At 61.2% G+C, this 18,450-nt stretch carries 14 protein-coding genes; 9 read left to right on the forward strand and 5 right to left on the reverse strand.

The features are described from left to right. Window positions 1–56: 56 nt before the first annotated feature. Window positions 57–4,100 carry a bifunctional nitrate reductase/sulfite reductase flavoprotein subunit alpha gene (locus ACVWSC_RS07500; protein WP_442112843.1) on the forward strand — a complete coding sequence of 1,348 codons (4,044 nt, stop codon included), beginning with the start codon at window positions 57–59 and terminating at the stop codon, window positions 4,098–4,100. 38 nt (window positions 4,101–4,138) lie between these two features. On the opposite strand, the gene ACVWSC_RS07505 is transcribed toward ACVWSC_RS07500, so the two are convergent. Next, window positions 4,139–4,345 carry a hypothetical protein gene (locus ACVWSC_RS07505; RefSeq protein ID WP_442112845.1) on the reverse strand — a complete coding sequence of 69 codons (207 nt, stop codon included), beginning with the start codon at window positions 4,343–4,345 and terminating at the stop codon, window positions 4,139–4,141. A gap of 28 nt (window positions 4,346–4,373) precedes the next feature. Between ACVWSC_RS07505 and nirB the strand changes: the two genes are divergently transcribed. From nirB to ACVWSC_RS07540, 7 genes are all read left to right on the forward strand, one after another. Further along, window positions 4,374–6,932, forward strand: coding sequence for a nitrite reductase large subunit NirB (gene nirB, locus ACVWSC_RS07510; protein WP_442112847.1), 2,559 nt, complete (start codon window positions 4,374–4,376; stop codon window positions 6,930–6,932). Beyond that, window positions 6,932–7,294 carry a nitrite reductase small subunit NirD gene (nirD, locus tag ACVWSC_RS07515; protein ID WP_442112849.1) on the forward strand — a complete coding sequence of 121 codons (363 nt, stop codon included), beginning with the start codon at window positions 6,932–6,934 and terminating at the stop codon, window positions 7,292–7,294. Before nirB ends, nirD begins: the two co-directional genes overlap by 1 nt. A gap of 176 nt (window positions 7,295–7,470) precedes the next feature. Beyond that, window positions 7,471–8,403: a pca operon transcription factor PcaQ gene (pcaQ, locus tag ACVWSC_RS07520; protein WP_442112851.1), complete on the forward strand. Its 933-nt coding sequence runs from the start codon at window positions 7,471–7,473 to the stop codon at window positions 8,401–8,403. 227 nt (window positions 8,404–8,630) lie between these two features. Continuing rightward, window positions 8,631–9,353: an FKBP-type peptidyl-prolyl cis-trans isomerase gene (locus ACVWSC_RS07525; protein ID WP_442112853.1), complete on the forward strand. Its 723-nt coding sequence runs from the start codon at window positions 8,631–8,633 to the stop codon at window positions 9,351–9,353. 283 nt (window positions 9,354–9,636) lie between these two features. Beyond that, a complete protein-coding gene (locus tag ACVWSC_RS07530) occupies window positions 9,637–10,077 on the forward strand; it encodes a YkvA family protein (RefSeq protein WP_442112855.1) in 441 nt (146 codons plus the stop codon). Between the two features lie 99 nt (window positions 10,078–10,176). Continuing rightward, window positions 10,177–10,515 (forward strand): helix-turn-helix domain-containing protein, encoded by a 339-nt coding sequence (locus tag ACVWSC_RS07535; protein ID WP_442112857.1) that lies wholly within the window; start codon window positions 10,177–10,179, stop codon window positions 10,513–10,515. Continuing rightward, window positions 10,512–10,886: a hypothetical protein gene (locus ACVWSC_RS07540; protein ID WP_133215943.1), complete on the forward strand. Its 375-nt coding sequence runs from the start codon at window positions 10,512–10,514 to the stop codon at window positions 10,884–10,886. Before ACVWSC_RS07535 ends, ACVWSC_RS07540 begins: the two co-directional genes overlap by 4 nt. On the opposite strand, the gene ACVWSC_RS07545 is transcribed toward ACVWSC_RS07540, so the two are convergent. Both ACVWSC_RS07545 and ACVWSC_RS07550 read right to left on the reverse strand, forming a co-directional pair. After that, window positions 10,862–12,640, reverse strand: a complete 1,779-nt coding sequence (locus ACVWSC_RS07545) for a bifunctional diguanylate cyclase/phosphodiesterase (RefSeq protein WP_442112860.1) — start codon at window positions 12,638–12,640, stop codon at window positions 10,862–10,864. The two genes, ACVWSC_RS07540 and ACVWSC_RS07545, sit on opposite strands and share 25 nt — an antisense overlap. Before the next feature lie 123 nt (window positions 12,641–12,763). Then, the gene (locus tag ACVWSC_RS07550; protein ID WP_442112862.1) at window positions 12,764–14,851 is read right to left on the reverse strand and encodes a carboxy terminal-processing peptidase; all 2,088 of its coding nucleotides are present in this window, start codon (window positions 14,849–14,851) and stop codon (window positions 12,764–12,766) included. 139 nt (window positions 14,852–14,990) lie between these two features. Between ACVWSC_RS07550 and ACVWSC_RS07555 the strand changes: the two genes are divergently transcribed. Then, window positions 14,991–15,953 carry an NAD(P)H-quinone oxidoreductase gene (locus ACVWSC_RS07555; RefSeq protein WP_442112864.1) on the forward strand — a complete coding sequence of 321 codons (963 nt, stop codon included), beginning with the start codon at window positions 14,991–14,993 and terminating at the stop codon, window positions 15,951–15,953. An 827-nt stretch (window positions 15,954–16,780) separates the two neighbouring features. Here the strand turns inward: ACVWSC_RS07555 and ACVWSC_RS07560 are convergent. Together ACVWSC_RS07560 and ACVWSC_RS07565 are read right to left on the reverse strand one after the other, a co-directional pair. After that, window positions 16,781–17,434, reverse strand: a complete 654-nt coding sequence (locus ACVWSC_RS07560) for an HAD family hydrolase (RefSeq protein ID WP_442112866.1) — start codon at window positions 17,432–17,434, stop codon at window positions 16,781–16,783. 25 nt (window positions 17,435–17,459) lie between these two features. Then, a complete protein-coding gene (locus ACVWSC_RS07565; protein ID WP_442112868.1) occupies window positions 17,460–18,449 on the reverse strand; it encodes an ABC transporter ATP-binding protein in 990 nt (329 codons plus the stop codon). Window position 18,450: the final 1 nt, after the last annotated feature.

Genomic DNA, 18,450 nt, shown 5'->3' on the forward strand with positions numbered 1-18,450 from the left:
AATACAAGCCGGGGCAGCAGGGCGCCTTTTTGTTTGCGCAAGCAGGAGGTAGGCAGATGAGCAGCACTCAAGTGCGCAGTGTTTGCCCGTATTGTGGTGTGGGCTGCGGTATTGTCATGACGGTTGAGGGTAACCGGGTGAGCAAAGTCAGCGGTGACAAGCAGCATCCGAGCAACGTGGGTCGCTTGTGTACCAAGGGGCTGACCGCGCATCAACCGCTGCGCGAGTCCGGACGTATGGAGCATGCTTACCTGCGTGAACTGCGTCAGCGTGACCCGGTGCAAAGCGCAATGGATGCAGCAATCGAGCAGACTGCCCAGCGTTTGCGCGCAACTCTTGAGGCGCATGGCCCAGATGCCCTGGCGTTCTATGTGTCCGGGCAGATGTCGCTGGAAGCCCAATACCTGATCAACAAACTGGCCAAGGGCTTTATTCGCAGCCGTCACATCGAGTCCAACTCGCGCCTGTGCATGGCCAGCGCCAGCAGTGGCTACAAATTGTCGTTGGGGGCCGACGGCCCGCCCGGCAGCTACCAGGACTTCGAGCGCGCCGAGGTGTTTTTCGTCATCGGTGCGAACATGGCCGACTGTCATCCAATCCTCTTCTTGCGCCTGCTCGACCGCCGCAAGGCCGGTGCCAAGTTGATCGTGGTTGACCCCCGACGCACCGCCAGCGCCGACAAGGCCGACCTGTTCCTGCAGATCAAGCCAGGCACCGACCTGGCGCTGCTCAATGGCCTGTTGTACCTGCTAAGGCTCAACGGCCACTGCGACGCGGATTTCATCGCGCGCTACACCGAAGGCTGGCCCGCGTTGGACGAGTTTCTCGATGACTACACCCCGGAGCGGGTCGCGGCCATCACCGGGCTTGCCGAAGCGGATATCCGCCAGGCGGCCGAGTGGATTGGCCAGGCGCCGGAATGGATGAGCTGCTGGACCATGGGCCTGAACCAGAGCATCCATGGCACCTGGCACACCAATGCCGTGTGCAACCTGCACCTGGCCACCGGGGCGATCTGTCGGCCAGGCAGCGGGCCGTTTTCCCTGACCGGCCAGCCCAACGCCATGGGCGGGCGCGAGATGGGCTACATGGGCCCCGGCCTGCCTGGCCAGCGCTCGGCCCTGGTCGACAGTGACCGCGCCTTCGTCGAGCAGCTCTGGCACATCCCCGCTGGCAGCCTGCGCCGTGAAAGCAGTGACGGCACAGTGGCGCTGTTCGAGCAGATGGCGGCCGGGCAGATCAAGGCCTGCTGGATCATTTGCAGCAACCCGGTGGCCAGTGTCAGCAACCGCCAACAGGTGATCGACGGCCTGCAGCGAGCAGAGCTGGTGATCACCCAGGATGCTTTTCTCGACACCGAGACCAATCGCTACGCCGATGTGCTGTTACCTGCCGCGCTCTGGGCCGAGGGTGAAGGGGTGATGATCAACTCCGAGCGCAACCTCACGCTGATGGGCAAAGCCATCGAACCACCGGGTGAAGCATTGCCCGACTGGCAGATCATTGCCCGGGTCGCCTGCGCCATGGGCTACGCCGAAGCGTTCAGCTACAGCAGCGCCGAGGCCGTGTTCGAGGAAATCCGCCAGGCTTGGAACCCCGCCACCGGTTACGACATGCGCGGTATCAGCTATGCCGGCTTGCGCCAGGCGCCGCAGCAATGGCCTAGCGCGCCTGGTCGCCGCGACACGCGCAGCCCGGTGCGCTATCTCAACGATGGCAGCAGCCAAACGCTGCACCGCGACGCGGATGGCCAGGCACCGGCCATCGCCTTTGCCACACCCACCGGCAAAGCGCGGTTTTTCGCCCGGCCTTGGCTGCCCAGTGCAGAACTACCTGACGATGAGTATGCGCTGGTGCTCAACACCGGACGCGTCCAGCACCAATGGCACACCCTGACCAAGACCGGCAAAGTCGCGACCTTGAACAAGCTCGATCCCGGCCCTTACGTGGAACTGCATCCCGACGATGCCCAGCGTCTGGGCATTGCCGAGCATGATCAGGTCCAGGTGCGGTCGCGCCGAGGCCAGGCGCTGTTGCCGGCACGCATCAGCACGCGGGTGTTGCCGGGTAACTGTTTTGCGCCGTTTCACTGGAACGATGTCTACGGCGACAACCTGGCGATCAACGCGGTCACCAGTGATGCCATCGACCCGCTGTCGCTGCAGCCTGCGTTCAAGTATTGCGCGGTGGCCTTGAGCCGGGTCGCAGGTCCACGAATCCCCGCCACACCGATTGATCAGGAGTACGCCCCGATGCCGACCGACCCCCTGAGCCGCTTGCTCGGCCTGGAAAGCAGCGTTGAACTGGTGCTGGCTGAGGATGAAAAACACTACATGCACGGCTTTGCCCTTGGCTTGCGCAGTGCACAGACGAGCGTAGCGGGTGTGCCCACCTTGCCGCTCAGCGCGCCCTTTACCGCGGCACGGCGGCTGCTGATCGATGGGCTGCTGGCAGGCTTGTACTCGCGTTGCGCTGAACCACAAATGCCGACACTTGAAGCGCCCCGGCAGTCGCGGCATTGGCTGCTCTGGGCCTCGCAAACCGGCAACGCTCAGGCCTTGGCAGAACAGAGCGCCGAGCACCTGCGCAACGCGGGCTTTGCCGTGCAATTGAGTTGCATGGAGGCGGTCACCCTCGAACAATTGCAGGACGCCGCCAGCCTGTTGCTGATTGCCAGCACTTTTGGTGACGGTGACGCCCCCGACAGCGGTGCAGCGTTCTGGCAGGCGTTGCAGGGCCAGCAGGCTGCTCGCTGCGCAGGCGTGCCCTATGCCGTGCTGGCGCTGGGCGATTCCAGCTACGACCAGTTCTGCGGCTTTGGTCGCAAACTTGATCAGCGTCTGGCTGAGCTGGGTGGGCAGCGCTTGCTCGAGCGGGTCGAGTGCGAGGGGGACATCGAAGCGCCCACGGCGCAGTGGCTACAAGCGCTGCTCGACAAACTGGGAAGTACCACCTCGGTGGCTCCAGCGCCCAAGCCGGTCGCCGCCGCATCGGCTTTCAGCAAGCAGCAACCGCTGCAGGCACGGCTGTTGGAAAACCGCGTGCTCAACAGCCCGGGCGCCAGCAAAGAGACTCGGCAGATCGTGTTTGAACTGGCCGACAGTGGCTTCAGTTATCAAGCGGGTGATGCCCTGGGGGTGTGGCCGCGCAACTGCCCGGCGCTGGTCGACGAACTGCTGACAGCGGCTAATCTGCACGGCGGCGCAGCGGTCAGCCTCAAGGGCCATGCCGACATGCCGCTGGCCAAGGCCTTGAGCGATCATCTGGAGATCGCCCGGATTACCCCGGTAATGCTCGAGCACTTTGCGCAAAACCGTGCTGACAGCGTGCTGCACGACTTGCTCAGACCGCAGAACAAAGCAGCGCTCAAGGACTGGCTATGGGGCAAGCAACTGATCGACCTGGTACACACCGTCAAGCCTGAGCTCGATCTCGACACCTGGCTGAGCCTGCTCAAGCCCTTGCAACCACGGTTGTATTCGATCAGTTCCAGTCCTAAATGCCACCCGGATCAGGTGCACCTGACCCTGTCCACCGTGCGCTATGGCCAGCGCAAAGGTGTTTGCTCCAGCTACCTGGCCGACCGTGCGGCGCAGGCTGAAGTGGCCATTTTTACCCAGTCCAGCGCGCACTTTCGCTTGCCCAAGGACAGTAATGCGCCAGTGATCATGGTCGGCCCCGGTACCGGCATCGCGCCGTTTCGGGCGTTCTTGCAGGAGCGTCAGGCCGAGGGCGCCAAGGGGCGTAACTGGCTGCTGTTCGGCGAGCAAAAAGCGGCCAGTGATTTCTACTACCGTGATGAACTGCTGGCCTGGCAACGCGAGGGGCATCTTACCCGACTGGATACCGCGTTTTCACGTGACCAGCCGCAAAAGATCTATGTGCAACAACGCATGCTCGAACACGGCGCCGAACTCTGGCGCTGGCTGCAAGAGGGTGGCCACTTCTATGTGTGTGGCGATGCCGAGCGTATGGCCCGCGATGTCGATGCCGCCCTCAAGCAGGTGGTCGCTGCGTACGGTGACTTGAGCGCTGAGCAGGCCGACGCCTATGTGACGGAGCTGAGTCGCAGTAAACGCTACGTACGCGATGTGTACTGAGCGCCCCATAACAGGGAACGCTGCACCAGGCTGGGTCGTCATTGACTGGCTGAAACAGTAGAAACCGCCGTTTTAAAGGCTTTGGCAGTTGGCACGCTCCCTGCTTTTGTACCGTTACAACGTTCCCGCAGGTCAATGGCGATCTGCAGGTGGAACCACATAAAACGACCAGGCAAAGGCGCCTGGAGCTTCGGCTCCAGGCGCCTTTTTTGTTTTTTCGGGGCACGCCCCAGCAGCACCGCCACCGTGAATGGCCTTGAGTGAGGATCGGCTATGAATGCAGCAACAACCATCGCCCAACGGCAAAAACTGATCATCGTCGGCAACGGCATGGTTGGGCATCACTGCGTCGAACAATTGATCGAGCGGGGCGCCTTGAGTCGCTACGAACTGCGGGTGTTCGGTGAAGAGCCTCAGCGTGCCTACGACCGTGTTCACCTGTCTGAGTACTTCAGCGGCAAAGACGCTGAAACCCTGGCCCTGAGCAGTGCCGGGTTGTATGCCGAGCATGGCGTTACCCTGCACCTGAACGAAGCGGTGCTGGAAATTGATCGCCAGCGCCGCGAGGTGCTGACCTCGCGGGGGCGCTACCGGTACGACCAACTGATTCTGGCTACCGGCTCTTATCCCTTTGTGCCACCGATCGATGGCTGCGAGGGGGCGTCGCGTCTGGTGTATCGCACCCTTGATGACCTCGATGCCATCCGCGCAGCGGCAGCCAACGCCCGGCGTGGGGTGGTGGTCGGCGGTGGTCTGCTTGGCCTGGAGGCGGCCAATGCGCTGAAGTCGTTGGGCCTGCAAGCCCATGTGGTGGAGTTCGCCCCGCGTTTGATGCCGGTGCAACTGGACGCTGAAGGTGGCGCGGCCTTGCGGGCGCAGATCGAGGCGCTGGGCGTCGGCGTACACGTATCGCGGGCGACCCAGGCCGTGGTGGCAGGTGACGAGTATCGCTACCGCATGAACTTTGAGGGCGGCGAATTTATCGAGACTGACCTGATCGTGTTTTCCGCCGGTATTCGCCCGCAAGATGCCCTGGGCCGCAGCAGCGGCCTGGAAGTGGCCGCCCGCGGCGGCGTGGTGATCGACAGCGACTGTCGCAGCAGCGATCCGCGCATCTACGCCATCGGTGAGTGCGCCTCATGGAACGGCAGTGTGTTTGGCCTGGTGGCGCCCGGCTACAGCATGGCCCGCAATGTCGCTGCAGCCTTGGCCGGTGAGAGCGGCGCCGGTTTTGCAGGCGCCGATATGTCGACCAAGCTCAAACTGCTGGGCGTCGACGTTGGTTCGATTGGTGATGCCCATGGCGCAACACCGGGGGCGCGCAGCTACCGATTCATCGACGAAGCCAATGCGGCTTACCGCCGCCTAGTGGTCGATGCCAGCGGTAAACGCGTGCTCGGTGCGGTACTGGTGGGCGACAACAGCTACTACGACACGCTGTTGCAGTACGTCCAAAACGGCATTGCCCTGCCAGCAGATCCAGCCGCCTTGATCCTGCCGCAAACCGCCGGCGCCCCTGCGCTGGGGGCCGACGCGTTGCCGGACACTGCCACCATCTGCTCCTGCCATAACGTCAGCAAAGGCGCGATCTGCAGCGCCATCGACAACGGTTGTGGTGAGTTGGCAGCGCTCAAACAGCAAACCAAGGCCTGCACCGGTTGTGGCGGTTGTGCGGCATTGCTCAAGCAGGTCTTCGAACATGAACTGATTGCCCGTGGGGTCAGCGTCGATAAGAGCCTGTGCGAGCACTTCGCCTACACCCGGCAAGAGCTCTATGCCTTGGTGCGGGTCGAAGGCATCCTTAGCTTCGACGAGATGCTCGCCCGCCATGGTCGCGGCCACGTCGGCTGCGATATCTGCAAGCCCACCATCGGCTCGATCCTCGCCTCGTGCTGGAACCAGCCGATCATGGACCCATCGCTGGTGCCGTTGCAGGACACCAACGACACCTTCATGGCCAACATGCAGAAAAACGGCACCTACTCGGTGGTGCCGAGGATTCCTGGTGGCGAGATCACCCCGGAGAAACTGATCGTTATCGGTCAGGTGGCGAAAAAATACGACCTCTACACCAAGATCACCGGTGGCCAGCGCATCGACCTGTTTGGCGCGCAACTGCACGAATTGCCGGCGATCTGGAGCGAGCTGATCGACGCCGGTTTTGAAACCGGTCATGCCTACGGCAAGTCCACGCGCACGGTGAAGTCCTGCGTTGGTAGCACCTGGTGCCGTTACGGCGTGCAAGACAGCGTACAAATGGCCCTGACCCTGGAAGACCGCTACAAGGGCTTGCGCTCACCGCACAAACTCAAGTTCGCCGTCTCCGGCTGTACCCGTGAATGCGCTGAAGCGCAGAGCAAGGACATCGGCGTGATTGCCACCGAAAAAGGCTGGAACCTGTACATCTGCGGCAATGGCGGCATGCGTCCGCGGCATGCCGAGCTGTTCGCCACCGACCTGGATGATGCCGGGCTGATTCGCCTGATTGACCGGCTGCTGATGTTCTACATCCGCACCGCCGACAAACTGCAGCGCACCTCGGTATGGCGCGAGAGCCTGGAAGGCGGGCTGGGCTACCTCAAGCAGGTGATCATCGACGACAGCCTGGGCCTGGGCGCCGAGCTTGAGACGCAGATGCAACTGGTGGTCGATCGTTACGAGTGCGAATGGGCCAACGCCCTTAAAGACCCGGAAAAGCTCAAGCGCTTCAGAACCTTCGTCAACGACCAACGGCCAGACCCTGGTGTGCATTTTGTCCGTGAACGCGGCCAGCGCAGGCCGATAGCGGCGGCTGAACTGCATTTGATTCCAACCACTGAAGAGGTGCTGTGATGAGCCTGTCCACTGTTGCTGTAAACCTGCAAACGCATGACTGGCAAGTGGTCTGTAGCCGCCAGGATCTGGTTGCGCAATCGGGGGTGGTGGTGTGGTTTGAAGGCCGTCAAGTCGCGCTGTTCTACCTGCCGGAGCAGGACACGCCGGTGTTTGCGATCGATAACCAAGACCCCAAGTCCGGGGCCAATGTCATCGGCCGTGGCCTGGTTGGCCAGCTCAAGGGCGAACTGGTGGTAGCCGCGCCGTTGTACAAACAGCATTTCAGCCTGAACGATGGGCATTGCCTGGAAGATCCGCAGCAGGCCTTGCAGGTCTGGCCGGTACGGATCACCGGCGAGCAAGTAGAAATCGCCCTGTAGGCGCAACTACTGGTGGGAGCGGGCTTGCCCCGCGATTGCAGTGCGGCAGGCATATAGCATCGCGGGGCAAGCCCGCTCCCACAATTATCGGTGTGTAGGAGCCGGCCTTGTCGGCGATTGGGTCAGTGCAAGGCAGTTGCTCCCACAGTGGTGCATGCTCCTATAGACTCTGGGGCATGAACCTCGATACCCGCATCAAATTCCGCCATCTGCTGTGCTTTCTCGAAATTGCCCGCCAGGGCAGTTTCGCCAAGGCGGCAGATGCCATGGCGATTAGTCAGCCGGCGATTTCCAAAACCCTCAAGGAGCTTGAGGACCTGCTGCAAACCCGGCTGTTCGAACGCAGCAAGCAGGGCGTCGAATTGACCGCTGCCGGGGTGCATTTCATGCGCTACGCCGGGCCCAGCGTGCAAGCCTTGCGCGAAGGCGTAAGCAGCTTGCGCGGTGAACAGCATGCACCGCCGCAGGTGCGGATCGGCGTGCTGTCTACCGTCGAAAGTCTGCTGATGCCAGAGGTGCTGTGCCGCCTGCATCAACGCCATGAGCAACTGGTGGTGAGTGTCGCGACCGGGCCGAGTGCCCACCTGTTGGCACAATTGCACGTCGGCGAGCTGGATCTGGTCATCGGGCGCATGACCGACAGCCCGCAAATTCAGGGCCTGATGTTCGAGCACCTGTACAGTGAATCGATGTCGCTGGTGGTGCGCCCCGGGCATCCATTGCTGTCCCACAAGCCAATCGAGCGCAGTCTGCTCGGGCGTTATCCGCTGGTGCTGCCATTGGCCGGCACCACCATTCGCAAGCATGCCGACAGCCTGTTCGTGCAGTGCGCCATCGAACAGCCTGCGCAACGCCTGGAAACCCTTTCGCCGGCCTTGAGCCGCCGCTATGTACAAAGCAGCGACGCAGTCTGGGTGGCGCCGCGTGATGCGGTGCGTGTCGATCTGGGCCGTGGCGAGTTGTGCGAGCTGGACCTGGGCGTCCAGGAACCGGGCGGTTCGGTGGGTATTTGTAGCAACGCTGCGCTGCCGCAGAGCCTGGCGGCGCGCTGGTTGTGCGAGGTGCTGCGGGAAGTGGCGGGGCAGTACCGCGACGGCAGCTATCCATGAAAGAGAGGCAATCTTACAAACAGCTACAAAACCTCGGTAATCAAGTTGCCCAACGGCGTTGTCCCGTCAATACTGGCCACTGGCTGCAGCTCGGTATGAAGAAGGTTTTACCTGGCTGAACTTATCCGGCTTTTCTTGCTCTCATGCCGGTAGCCATTGGTTGTGGCCGCCTGATAAGCTCGCGGCTTTACTCGATTGCCCTATTGGCGCATGAACAAGGAAATAGCATGAAACAGCATCGGTTGGCGGCTGCGGTTGCCCTGGTTGGTCTGGTCCTGGCGGGTTGCGATTCGCAGACCAGCGTAGAGCTCAAGACGCCGGCACAGAAAGCCTCCTACGGTATTGGCCTGAACATGGGCAAAAGCCTGGCTCAGGAAGGCATGGACGACCTTGATTCAAAAGCGGTTGCTCAAGGCATCGAAGATGCTGTCGGCAAGAAAGAGCAGAAGATCAAGGACGAAGAACTGGTTGAAGCCTTTGCTGCCCTGCAAAAGCGCGCTGAAGAGCGCCTGGCCAAGATGAGCGAAGAGTCGGCTGCCGCCGGCAAGAAGTTCCTAGAAGAAAACGGCAAGAAAGCCGGTGTCGTTACCACCGCTTCCGGTCTGCAGTATGAAGTGATCAAGAAGGCCGATGGCGCTCAGCCAAAGCCGACTGACGTGGTCACCGTTCACTACGAAGGCAAGCTGATCGATGGCAAGGTCTTCGACAGCTCGGTTGAGCGTGGCAGCCCGATCGACCTGCCGGTCAGCGGCGTGATTCCAGGTTGGGTTGAAGGCCTGCAACTGATGCACGTTGGCGAGAAGTACAAGCTGTTCATCCCGTCTGACCTGGCGTACGGCGCTCAAAGCCCAAGCCCGATGATTCCGGCCAACTCGGTCCTGGTTTTCGAACTGGAACTGCTGGGTATCAAGGATCAGGGCAAGCCTGAAGCCGATAGCGCTGCCGAGTAATCTGCGCGCTGTTCAGACAACGCCCCGTCTCGACGGGGCGTTGTCGTTTCTGTAACCGCCTCGAACCCATGGGGGCAACAGCGGTCAGAACTGCTGCAAGTGCCACGGAAAAGGTGCAGGATGGGTAAAACGTTTGCGCCATTGAAACAGGTGTGTAAAAAACGCCCGATTTAAGCCCAGCCCTTGCCCGGCGGGCGCCCTGAGCTGCAAAAGTGGCTCTGTTCACAAGGTTATCCACAAATAATGTGGATAACATTTCCCCCGTGTCGGCCCAGGAGGCTGTATGAAAGCACCGTGGAACTTCGCCCGTTTTCTACCGCTGGCTGAGCGACTGCTTAGCCGGGGTCGTCTGCCGGCACTGATTTTTGCCGTGGCGCGTAAAGGGCCCCGGCTCGGCAAGCTGCGTGAAGACGTGCGTCTGATGCAGGCGCTGTGCCTGGCTTGGTGGCGCGGCGAGTACCGCACCATCAGCCCCAAAGCATTGGTCACCGTGGTCGCCGGGCTGCTGTATTTTGTCAGCCCGATCGATGCCATCCCAGACTGGTTGCTGGGTGTCGGCCTTCTCGATGACATCGCGGTACTGGCCTGGGTCCTCAAGGCCGTGTCTGATGAATTGGCCGCTTTCAGCGCCTGGCGCAATCGTCAGGCGCCAGAAAAACTGCGGGTGGTTGAACGCCTGCCCGCCACCCCGGAAGCCCTGCGTCTGGAGCAGCCAAAAGGCTAATTACATCAGGCCCCTGCACACCTCTGTTGGCTGGTAATATAATTGGCATAAGGATTATGCCTACAGATTACATCCAGTAATCCTACAAGAGGGGTTGTAATGGGTATTCAGGTCATCAGCCGGGACGGTCAACCCGAGTATGCGGTTGTACCCTGGGAGCAGTATCAGGCATTACTGAAAGCCGCTGGCCAGCTTGAGCCAGCGGTTGTTGCACAGACACCGCCAGCCCCTCCAGAAAGCGCCAGCTTGCCGAACTTCAGCGAGCTGGCGCGTTTGCGTGAGGGCAAAGGGCTGAGCGCCGAGCAACTGGCGCGCAGCGTCGGTATCAGCCCGGTGTATCTGGCCCTGATCGAAAGCGGCGAGCGTCAGCCGGATGCCGCGATTCGCCGCAGCCTGGCCTGGGAGCTAGGCGTCGTCGGCTGGAGTGAGCCATCGTGAGTAGCGTACGGATCAGCCGCCAGCACTGGGAGGGCTTGCTGGGCGAACTGGACCTGGCCCGTCGCCAACGCCATCTTCTTACCTACCGCGCCCTGCTCGAGCGCCTGCAGTTGCCCAGCCCCGCCATGCAGACGCTCACCGCCGCGCTGGAGCATCTGGCGGCGCTGGATGCCCGTGCCGAGCAACCGCTGCGCAGCTCGTTGGTTATCAGCCAGGGGGCCAGCCGTTTGCCGCGCACCGGCTTCTTCGAGTGCGTTGAGCGCCTCGGACGTTTTTCCGGGCCCTCGGATGGTATGGCGGCGGCTTCCTGGCACGCTTCGGAAGTGGTCAGGGTGTTCGAGTACAGCTACCCGGAAAAAGAAGAGGCCTGAGCGGTTGCTGCGGTATCGATCAGGTACAGGCTGAAACCGGCATGGTCTTTGGCGTGGTGCTTGGCCTTTGACGCCAGTTCCGCCAGATGCCCGGCATCGAGGCTGGCGCAGGCTTCTGCGCGCAATTTCACGACACCAATCGACAGCGACAGCAGGGCGAACTCCTGACGCTGCCCTTGGCGGTTGAGCGCAACAAAACAGCCCGCCTGCACATGCTCGGGGCGGTAGAAGCGTCGGCACTGCTTCTGAAAGTCTTCCAGTAGCATTTGCAACCTGAGCTCCCAGTCCGCAGAGCTGAGCACCAGCATGAAGTCGTCGCCACCGATATGACCGACAAAGTCATGATTGGGGTCGACCCGTTCGTTCAAGCACTGGGCCAGGCACAGCAAGACCTCATCGCCGCGGGCGTAGCCGTAGATGTCATTGAAGGGCTTGAAGCTGTCGATATCCACATAGCAGATGGCGGCCTCGCGTTGCTGTTGCAGCAAACGGCTCAGGCATTGCTGGATCGGCACGTTGCCAGGCAGCAAGGTAAGCGGGTTGGCGTAGCGTGCTTGCTGGATCTTCTGTTCGGTAATCAGCTTGAGCACATCGATGACCCGGCCCAGGCCCAGGTAGCGACCGTTGTGGATGATGATGAAATCTTCTTCGATGCGCTGGCGTGCGCGGCTGGTGAGCAGGCGGCTGACCTGTTGCAGCGACTGCGTCAGCTCCACGGCGAGAAAGTCGTCGCTCATCAGCCGACTGATCGGCTTGCGGGCGAACAAGTCGGTAGCGAACGGCTTGAGCAGGGCATCAGACAGCGAGTGGCGATGGACGATGCCGCAGGGTTGGCGGCGTTCGTTGAGCACCGCCATGGAGTTGAGGTTGGCCTGGCGTCGAAACAGCTCCAGCACCTGTGCCGTCGGGGTGTCCTGAGTGACAGCAGGTTGTTCGTTGAGCAGCGCCGCGAGGTTGCCGGTGTCCTCGTTGAGCACCTGAACGCCACGGTCCGGGGTGCCGAGCATCTGCTGGATATCCCGCGAGGGATGCTCTTGCGGGCGACCCAGCAAGTAGCCTTGAACCAGGTCGACGCCCATCTCGGTCAGCACCTTGAGCTCTTCGGCCAGCTCGATGCCCTCGGCGATTACCTGGGCCCGTGAGGCACGGGCTATTTGCAAAATAGAGCCGACGAACTCGCGCTTGACCGCATCCAGGTGAATACCGTCGATGAAGTGGCGATCGATCTTGACGTAGTCCGGGCGCAGCTCCGACCACAAACGCAGGCTTGAATAGCCAGCACCCAGGTCATCCAGGGCAATGGAAAAACCCATGTCTCGGTAGTGGTGCAGGGCATTGAACAGTAGCTGGAAATCGTCGGTGGGGGTTTGCTCGGTCAGCTCAATGACCACCCGGCTGGGTGGCAGGCCCATGTCGTGGAGCATTTTCAGGGTGCGCCCGGATTGGTACTGGGGTTCGAGCAGCGATTCTGGCGAGACGTTGAGAAACAGCTTGCCCTCCAGCTGTTGCTGGCTGAAGCGGCGGCAGGCGCTTTCCCGGCAGGCCACTTCCAGGTCGGTCAGGCGCCCGGCCTGGCGGGCCACCGCAAACAGATTGATCGGTGAGTGCAGCGGGCTGTTGGACGGGCCGCGGCTCAAGGCTTCGTAACCGAGGATGCGCCGCTCAGACAAGCATACGATCGGCTGGAACAGGCTATGCACGCTGCTTTGAGCAAGAATGGTGCTCAACGCGCTGAGCTGTTCGGTCACGGTCATGGCGGCACTACCTTGAAAAAAAGGGACTGAGGCCAGCGGCGCTCAGTCCCTTATTTCACGACAGAATCGTGACTGTTTAATGACGCAATAGAGGCACAGTCACATTATTTTGCCATCACCTGTTTACGGGTTGTTCTTTGCTACTGCCGCGTTCAGCCCCAGGTAGTCGAGCAAGATCCGCCCCGACTCCGCCAGGTAGGCGTCGTCTTCCGGTTTGGTATCGTCCGGCTCGGCGGGCAGCGCGTCTTCGTCTTCCTTCTTCAGTTCCTTGAGCGGCTCTTCGCCCTTGGCCTTACGGCGGGTGTTTTCCAGGGCCAGTTGCTTGCTTTCGATATCCGCGTGCTGGGCACGGCGCTCGACTTCATTGAGGCTGACGGTTTTTTCATTCATCAGCTTCTGGGTCAGCGCCAGGCGATCGCGGATGTAGACGAACTCCGGATCTTTTGCGGTGCGGCTGTCATGCCGTGCCTTGAGCTGGGCCAGGAACGGCTTGAATGGATCGACCGCAGGTTTGATCGCCGGGCGGATGGTGTCCCATGGCATGGCTTCAGGCAGGGCGCTTTCGCCAATTTCCTTGGTGTCGATGATCGACGGGTAGTCGATGTCTGGCAACACGCCCTGGTGCTGGGTGCTCTGCCCGGAAACCCGGTAGAACTTGGCCAGGGTCAGCTTCAGCTCACCATGGTTGAGTGGCTGAATGGTTTGCACCGTGCCCTTGCCGAAGGTCTGGCCGCCGAGGATCAAGGCGCGATGGTAGTCCTGCATGGCACCGGCGAAAATTTCCGACGCCGAGGCCGACAGGCGGTTGACCACCAAGGCCAGCGGGCCTTTGTAGAACGCGCCAGGGTTTTCGTCTTCCAGCACGTCGACGCGGCCATCGCTGTTGCGTACCAGTACGGTTGGGCCTTTGTCGATGAACAGGCTGGTCAGTTCGGTAGCCTCCTGCAGGGAGCCGCCGCCGTTGTTGCGCAGGTCAATGACCACGCCGTCGACTTTTTCTTTCTGCAGCTCGGTAAGCAGCTTCTTCACGTCACGGGTGGTGCTCTTGTACTCAGGATCGCCGGCACGGAACGCTTTGAAGTCGAGGTAGAAGGCCGGGATCTCGATGATACCCAGCTTGTACTCGCGGCCATCCTGCTTGAGTTTCAGCACGGATTTTTTCGCCGCTTGTTCTTCCAGCTTCACCGCCTCGCGGGTGATTGGCACGATCTTGCTGGTCTGGTCGTTCGGGGCGTTGCTGGCCGGGATCACTTCCAGGCGTACCACCGACCCTTTCGGCCCGCGGATCAGCTTGACCACTTCATCCAGGCGCCAGCCAATCACGTCGACCATTTCTTTGTCGCCCTGGGCAACGCCGATGATCTTGTCAGCCGGGGCCACTTGCTTGGTCTTGGCGGCAGGGCCAGCCGGCACCAGGCGGACGATCTTGACCTGATCGTTGTCGCTTTGCAGCACGGCGCCGATACCTTCGAGCGACAAGCTCATGTTGATATCGAAGTTTTCCGCGCTGTCGGGCGACAGGTAGTTGGTGTGCGGGTCGTAAGACTGGGCAAAGGTGTTGATGTAGGTCTGGAAGATGTCTTCAGCGCGGGTCTGATCCAGGCGCGTCAGCTGGTTCTTGTAGCGCTTGGTCAGCAGTTCCTGGATCGCCTTGGGCTCTTTGCCGGCGATCTTCAGGCGCAGTACTTCGTCTTTGACACGTTTGCGCCACAGGTCGTCGAGTTCGGCCTGGGTTTTGATCCACGGCGCGTCTTTGCGGTCGACCAGCAGTGTTTCTTTGGTGGTGAAGTCGAAGTTATCGACACCTTTGTTCAGCTCGGCCAGGGCGAAGTCCAGACGCGATTTGACCCGGTCCAGGTAGCGCTTGTAGATGGTGAATCCGGGGTCGAGATTGCCGCTTTTGAGGAAATCGTCGAACTGGGTTTTCCACTTGTCGAACTCGGCGATGTCACTGGCCAGGAAGTAGCTGCGGGCCGGGTCGAGCAGCTTGATGTAGCTGTCGTAGATGATCACCGAGCGCGCATCGTTGAGCGGCGGCTTGCTGTAGTGGTGGCGCTTGAGCAGCTCAACGACGTTGAGGCTGGCGACGACTTCGTCGCGATCGGGCTGGAGTTTATCCCAGCTGTTGCTGGCCCATGCAGTGCCTGCCAATGGCAGGGTGCCCAGTCCGATCAACAGTGCGAGGGTGGTGCTTGGCAAAAAATGCTTCATGCTGATTCGACGTAGGGACAATTGATCACGCATATTAGGCCGTCTTTGAATTCGCCAGTTCCAGAAGAACTGGACGCATAATGCAAAAAGCCCGGGGCTACAGCTTCGGGCTCAGTCATGACTCAACTATGGAGGCACTGTGAAGGCATTGCAAGGCGTTGACGGACATGTGGAGTGGGTTGCGACGACAAGTCCAGCTTGCGATATCGGTCAAGTACGAATTCGAGTGGCTGCCGCAGGCCTCAATCGTGCCGATCTGCTGCAGCGGGCCGGGCTCTATCCACCACCGCCAGGGGCCAGCGAGTTTCTTGGCCTGGAGTGTTCCGGGGTGATCACCGAAGTCGGGGCGGGTTCGTCCTGGCAGGTGGGTGATCGGGTCTGTGCGCTGCTGGCGGGTGGCGGCATGGCTGAAGAAGTGGTGGTGGATGGCCGTCATGTGCTGCCGGTGCCTGAAGGCCTGAGCCTGCAGGAAGCGGCGGCGATCCCGGAGGTGTACGCCACGGCCTGGCTCAATGTGTTCCAGCTGGCCGCGCTGAAGCCTGGCGAGAAAGTGTTGCTGCATGCCGGTGCCAGTGGCGTAGGGTCGGCGGCGATCCAGCTGTGCAAGGCCTTTGGCAGCCCGTGCTGGGTCAGTGTCGGCTCGGCTGAGCGCTTGGCCTACTGCGAAGGGTTGGGCGCCACTGCTGGCGTGGTGCGGGGTGAAGACCTGAACAGCCTGAGCGATTTCGGGCCATTCGATGTCATTCTCGACCCGGTCGGTGCCAACTACGCCGAGCTCAACCTCAAACTGCTGGCGCGCGATGGCCGTTGGGTGATCATTGGTCTGATGGGCGGGCGCAAGGCTGAACTGGACCTGGCGCAACTGCTGAGCAAGCGCGTGCAGGTGGTGGGCTCGACGCTGCGTACTCGTGATGATCAGTTCAAGGCTGACTTGCTCAGCGACCTGGGTCAGCAGGTGTGGCCGTTGTTCGCTGAAGGCCGGCTCAAGCCGCAACTGGCCAAAGCGTTCCCGATCAAGGATGCCGAAGCGGCGTTTGCCGAGCTTGCGAGCAATCAGGTGTCGGGCAAGCTGGTGTTGGTGATCGACGACAGCCTGGTGTAGTTGGTAGGAGCGGGCTTGCCCCGCGATTGCGGTGTGTCAGGTATACCGCAATCGCGGGGCAAGCCCGCACAACAAGCCCGCTCTGTAATGCTGTTCACTTAGGTGGAACAACTGTACGGGTGGCCTATTGTTGTGTGGGCTTATCCATTGGTACCACTGGCCCTTCCGCCTTTACGGCGGGTCCCTTTTGTCTTGGCAAAAGGAACCAAAACCGCCGGCTCCTGCATCCGGCCCTACGCTTCGCTCCGGGTCCCCTCGGCTCCGGTGCCTTCCAGGCCCGCGCGGCCTACGACTTGCTTCGCAAGTCTACATCTCGCGCCTTCGGCTAAGCCGAAGGGTGCTGCGCACCTGGCCCTCCAGTCACCTCCACCCGGCCTCCTGAAGTCGCTAAGTTACGGGCGGCGCCTGGGTTGACGTTAGCTTCGCTAGTGACGGCTGGGGGACTTGTAGGTTTGTCGCTTGTCGCTTTGCTTTTGCTTTGCGTGCGCGTTAGTTCAGGCGCCGCGATTTGCGACTTCAGGAGGCTGAGTGGAGGTATTGCGTAGTGAGGTGACGGGCAGGAACCCGTCAAGCGCTTCGGGCCATGGATGGCCCGTTAGCGCGGTCCTCACGGGAGCAATGCCGGAGCGAAGGAACCCGAAGCGCAGCGTAGGGCCGGATGCAGGAGCGAGCGGTTTTGCCTCCTTTTTCCAAGAAAAAAGGAGGTCGCCGTAAAGGCGGAAGGGGCCAGCACAGTCACCACAGCAAATGGATAAGCTCAAAGATCCAGCACCAACCTCGGCCGTAAATGCTTAAGTGAACAGCATTAAGCTCCCATCGGGAGGCAATCAGCTCCAGTTATGGATCGGCCAGCCATTTTTCTCGGCTTCTTCGCGCAATGCCGGGTCCGGGTTGACCACATGCGGGAAGTCCACCTTACGCAACAGCGGCAGGTCGTTGCGTGAGTCCGAATAGAAACTCGCGCCTTCGAGGTTCTCTTCTTCCTGATCCAGCCATTCCAACAAGCGCGTGATCTTGCCTTCACGGTAGGTCAGTACGCCCTCGGTCTTGCCGGTGTAAACGCCGCCCTCAACCTGCAATTCGATGCCAAGGATTTCATCGATGCCCAGACGCGCGGCAATCGGCCGTACCAGGTGTGTGCCGGATGCCGAAATCACCAGAATGCGATCACCGTCATGGCGGTGCTTGGCGATGGCTTGGGTCGCGTCACTGAAGATGATCGGTTCGATGAAGTCTTCCACCCACGGTTCTACCAGGTGTTCAACTTCTTCCGGGGTACGCCCGATCAGGGGTTCCAGGCTGAAGGTCATATAGTCCTCCATGGCCAGCAGCCCTTTGCTGTAGGCGTCCATCAGCTCTTTGTCTTGGCGCAGGAACGCTTCGCCATCGACCCAGCCCAGGCGGGCCATCTGCGCGCTCCATAGCGAAGCGCAGTCACCGTGAATCAGCGTTTCATCCAGATCGAAAATCGCGAGTGCCATGTTCTGAAAAACTCCTGTGCAACCCTCAGGCGACTTCGCGGAGGGCGGTGGGATCGATCGACAAGGATACCCGCTGGCCGTCCGGGTGCAGATCGGCGGACGAGCGGTTGAGTACATCGACCAACAATTCTACGCCACGGGCTTCGACCCGGTAGCGGATGACGTTGCCAAGCAGGCTGTGGCTGCGCACCAGGCCGTCCAGCTCGCCGCTGAGGCTCAGGGCGATAGCTTCCGGACGAATCGCCAGGCGGCCGCTTACCGGGCGTTGCAGCAAGCGGCTGGCGCTGTCGGCATCGAGCAGGTTGTAGTTGCCGATAAAGCCGGCGGCGAACGCGTCTACCGGTGCGGTGTAGAGGGTTTCGGCATCGCCGCTCTGGACGATGCGGCCCTGGTTCATCAGGAAAATGCGGTCTGACAGGGTCAGCGCTTCTTCCTGGTCATGGGTCACGAAGATGGTGGTCAGGCCCAGCTCACGCTGGATCTGGCGGATCTGATCGCGCAGGTGCTTGCGAATCCTCGCATCCAGTGCCGACAGCGGCTCGTCGAGCAGCAGCAGGCGTGGCCGGGTCACCAGTGAGCGGGCCAGGGCCACGCGCTGGCATTGGCCGCCGGACAACTGATGCGGGTAGCGGCTGGCGAAGTCTTGCAGTTCCACCATGTGCAAGGCTTCGCGCACACGGCTGCGGCTGTCATCGGCGTTGACCTTCTGCATGCGCAGGCCAAAGGCGACGTTCTGTTCCACGGTCATGTTGGGGAACAGGGCATAGCTCTGGAACACCATGCCGATCCCGCGTTTTTGCGGGCTCAGTGGCACCAGGTCGTTGCCGTCGAGGAGGATCTTGCCGCTGTCGACCGATGTCAGGCCGGCGATGCAGCGTAGCAGGGTGGACTTGCCGCAACCGGAAGGGCCGAGCAGGGTGACGAACTCGCCGCGCTGGATCTGGCAGTTGATGTCGTTGAACACCGGGCTGCCGCCATAGCTTTTCTGCAGATTCTGTACGCTGACAAAACTCATA

The sequence above is a fragment of the Pseudomonas sp. NUPR-002 genome, assembly GCF_056322725.1.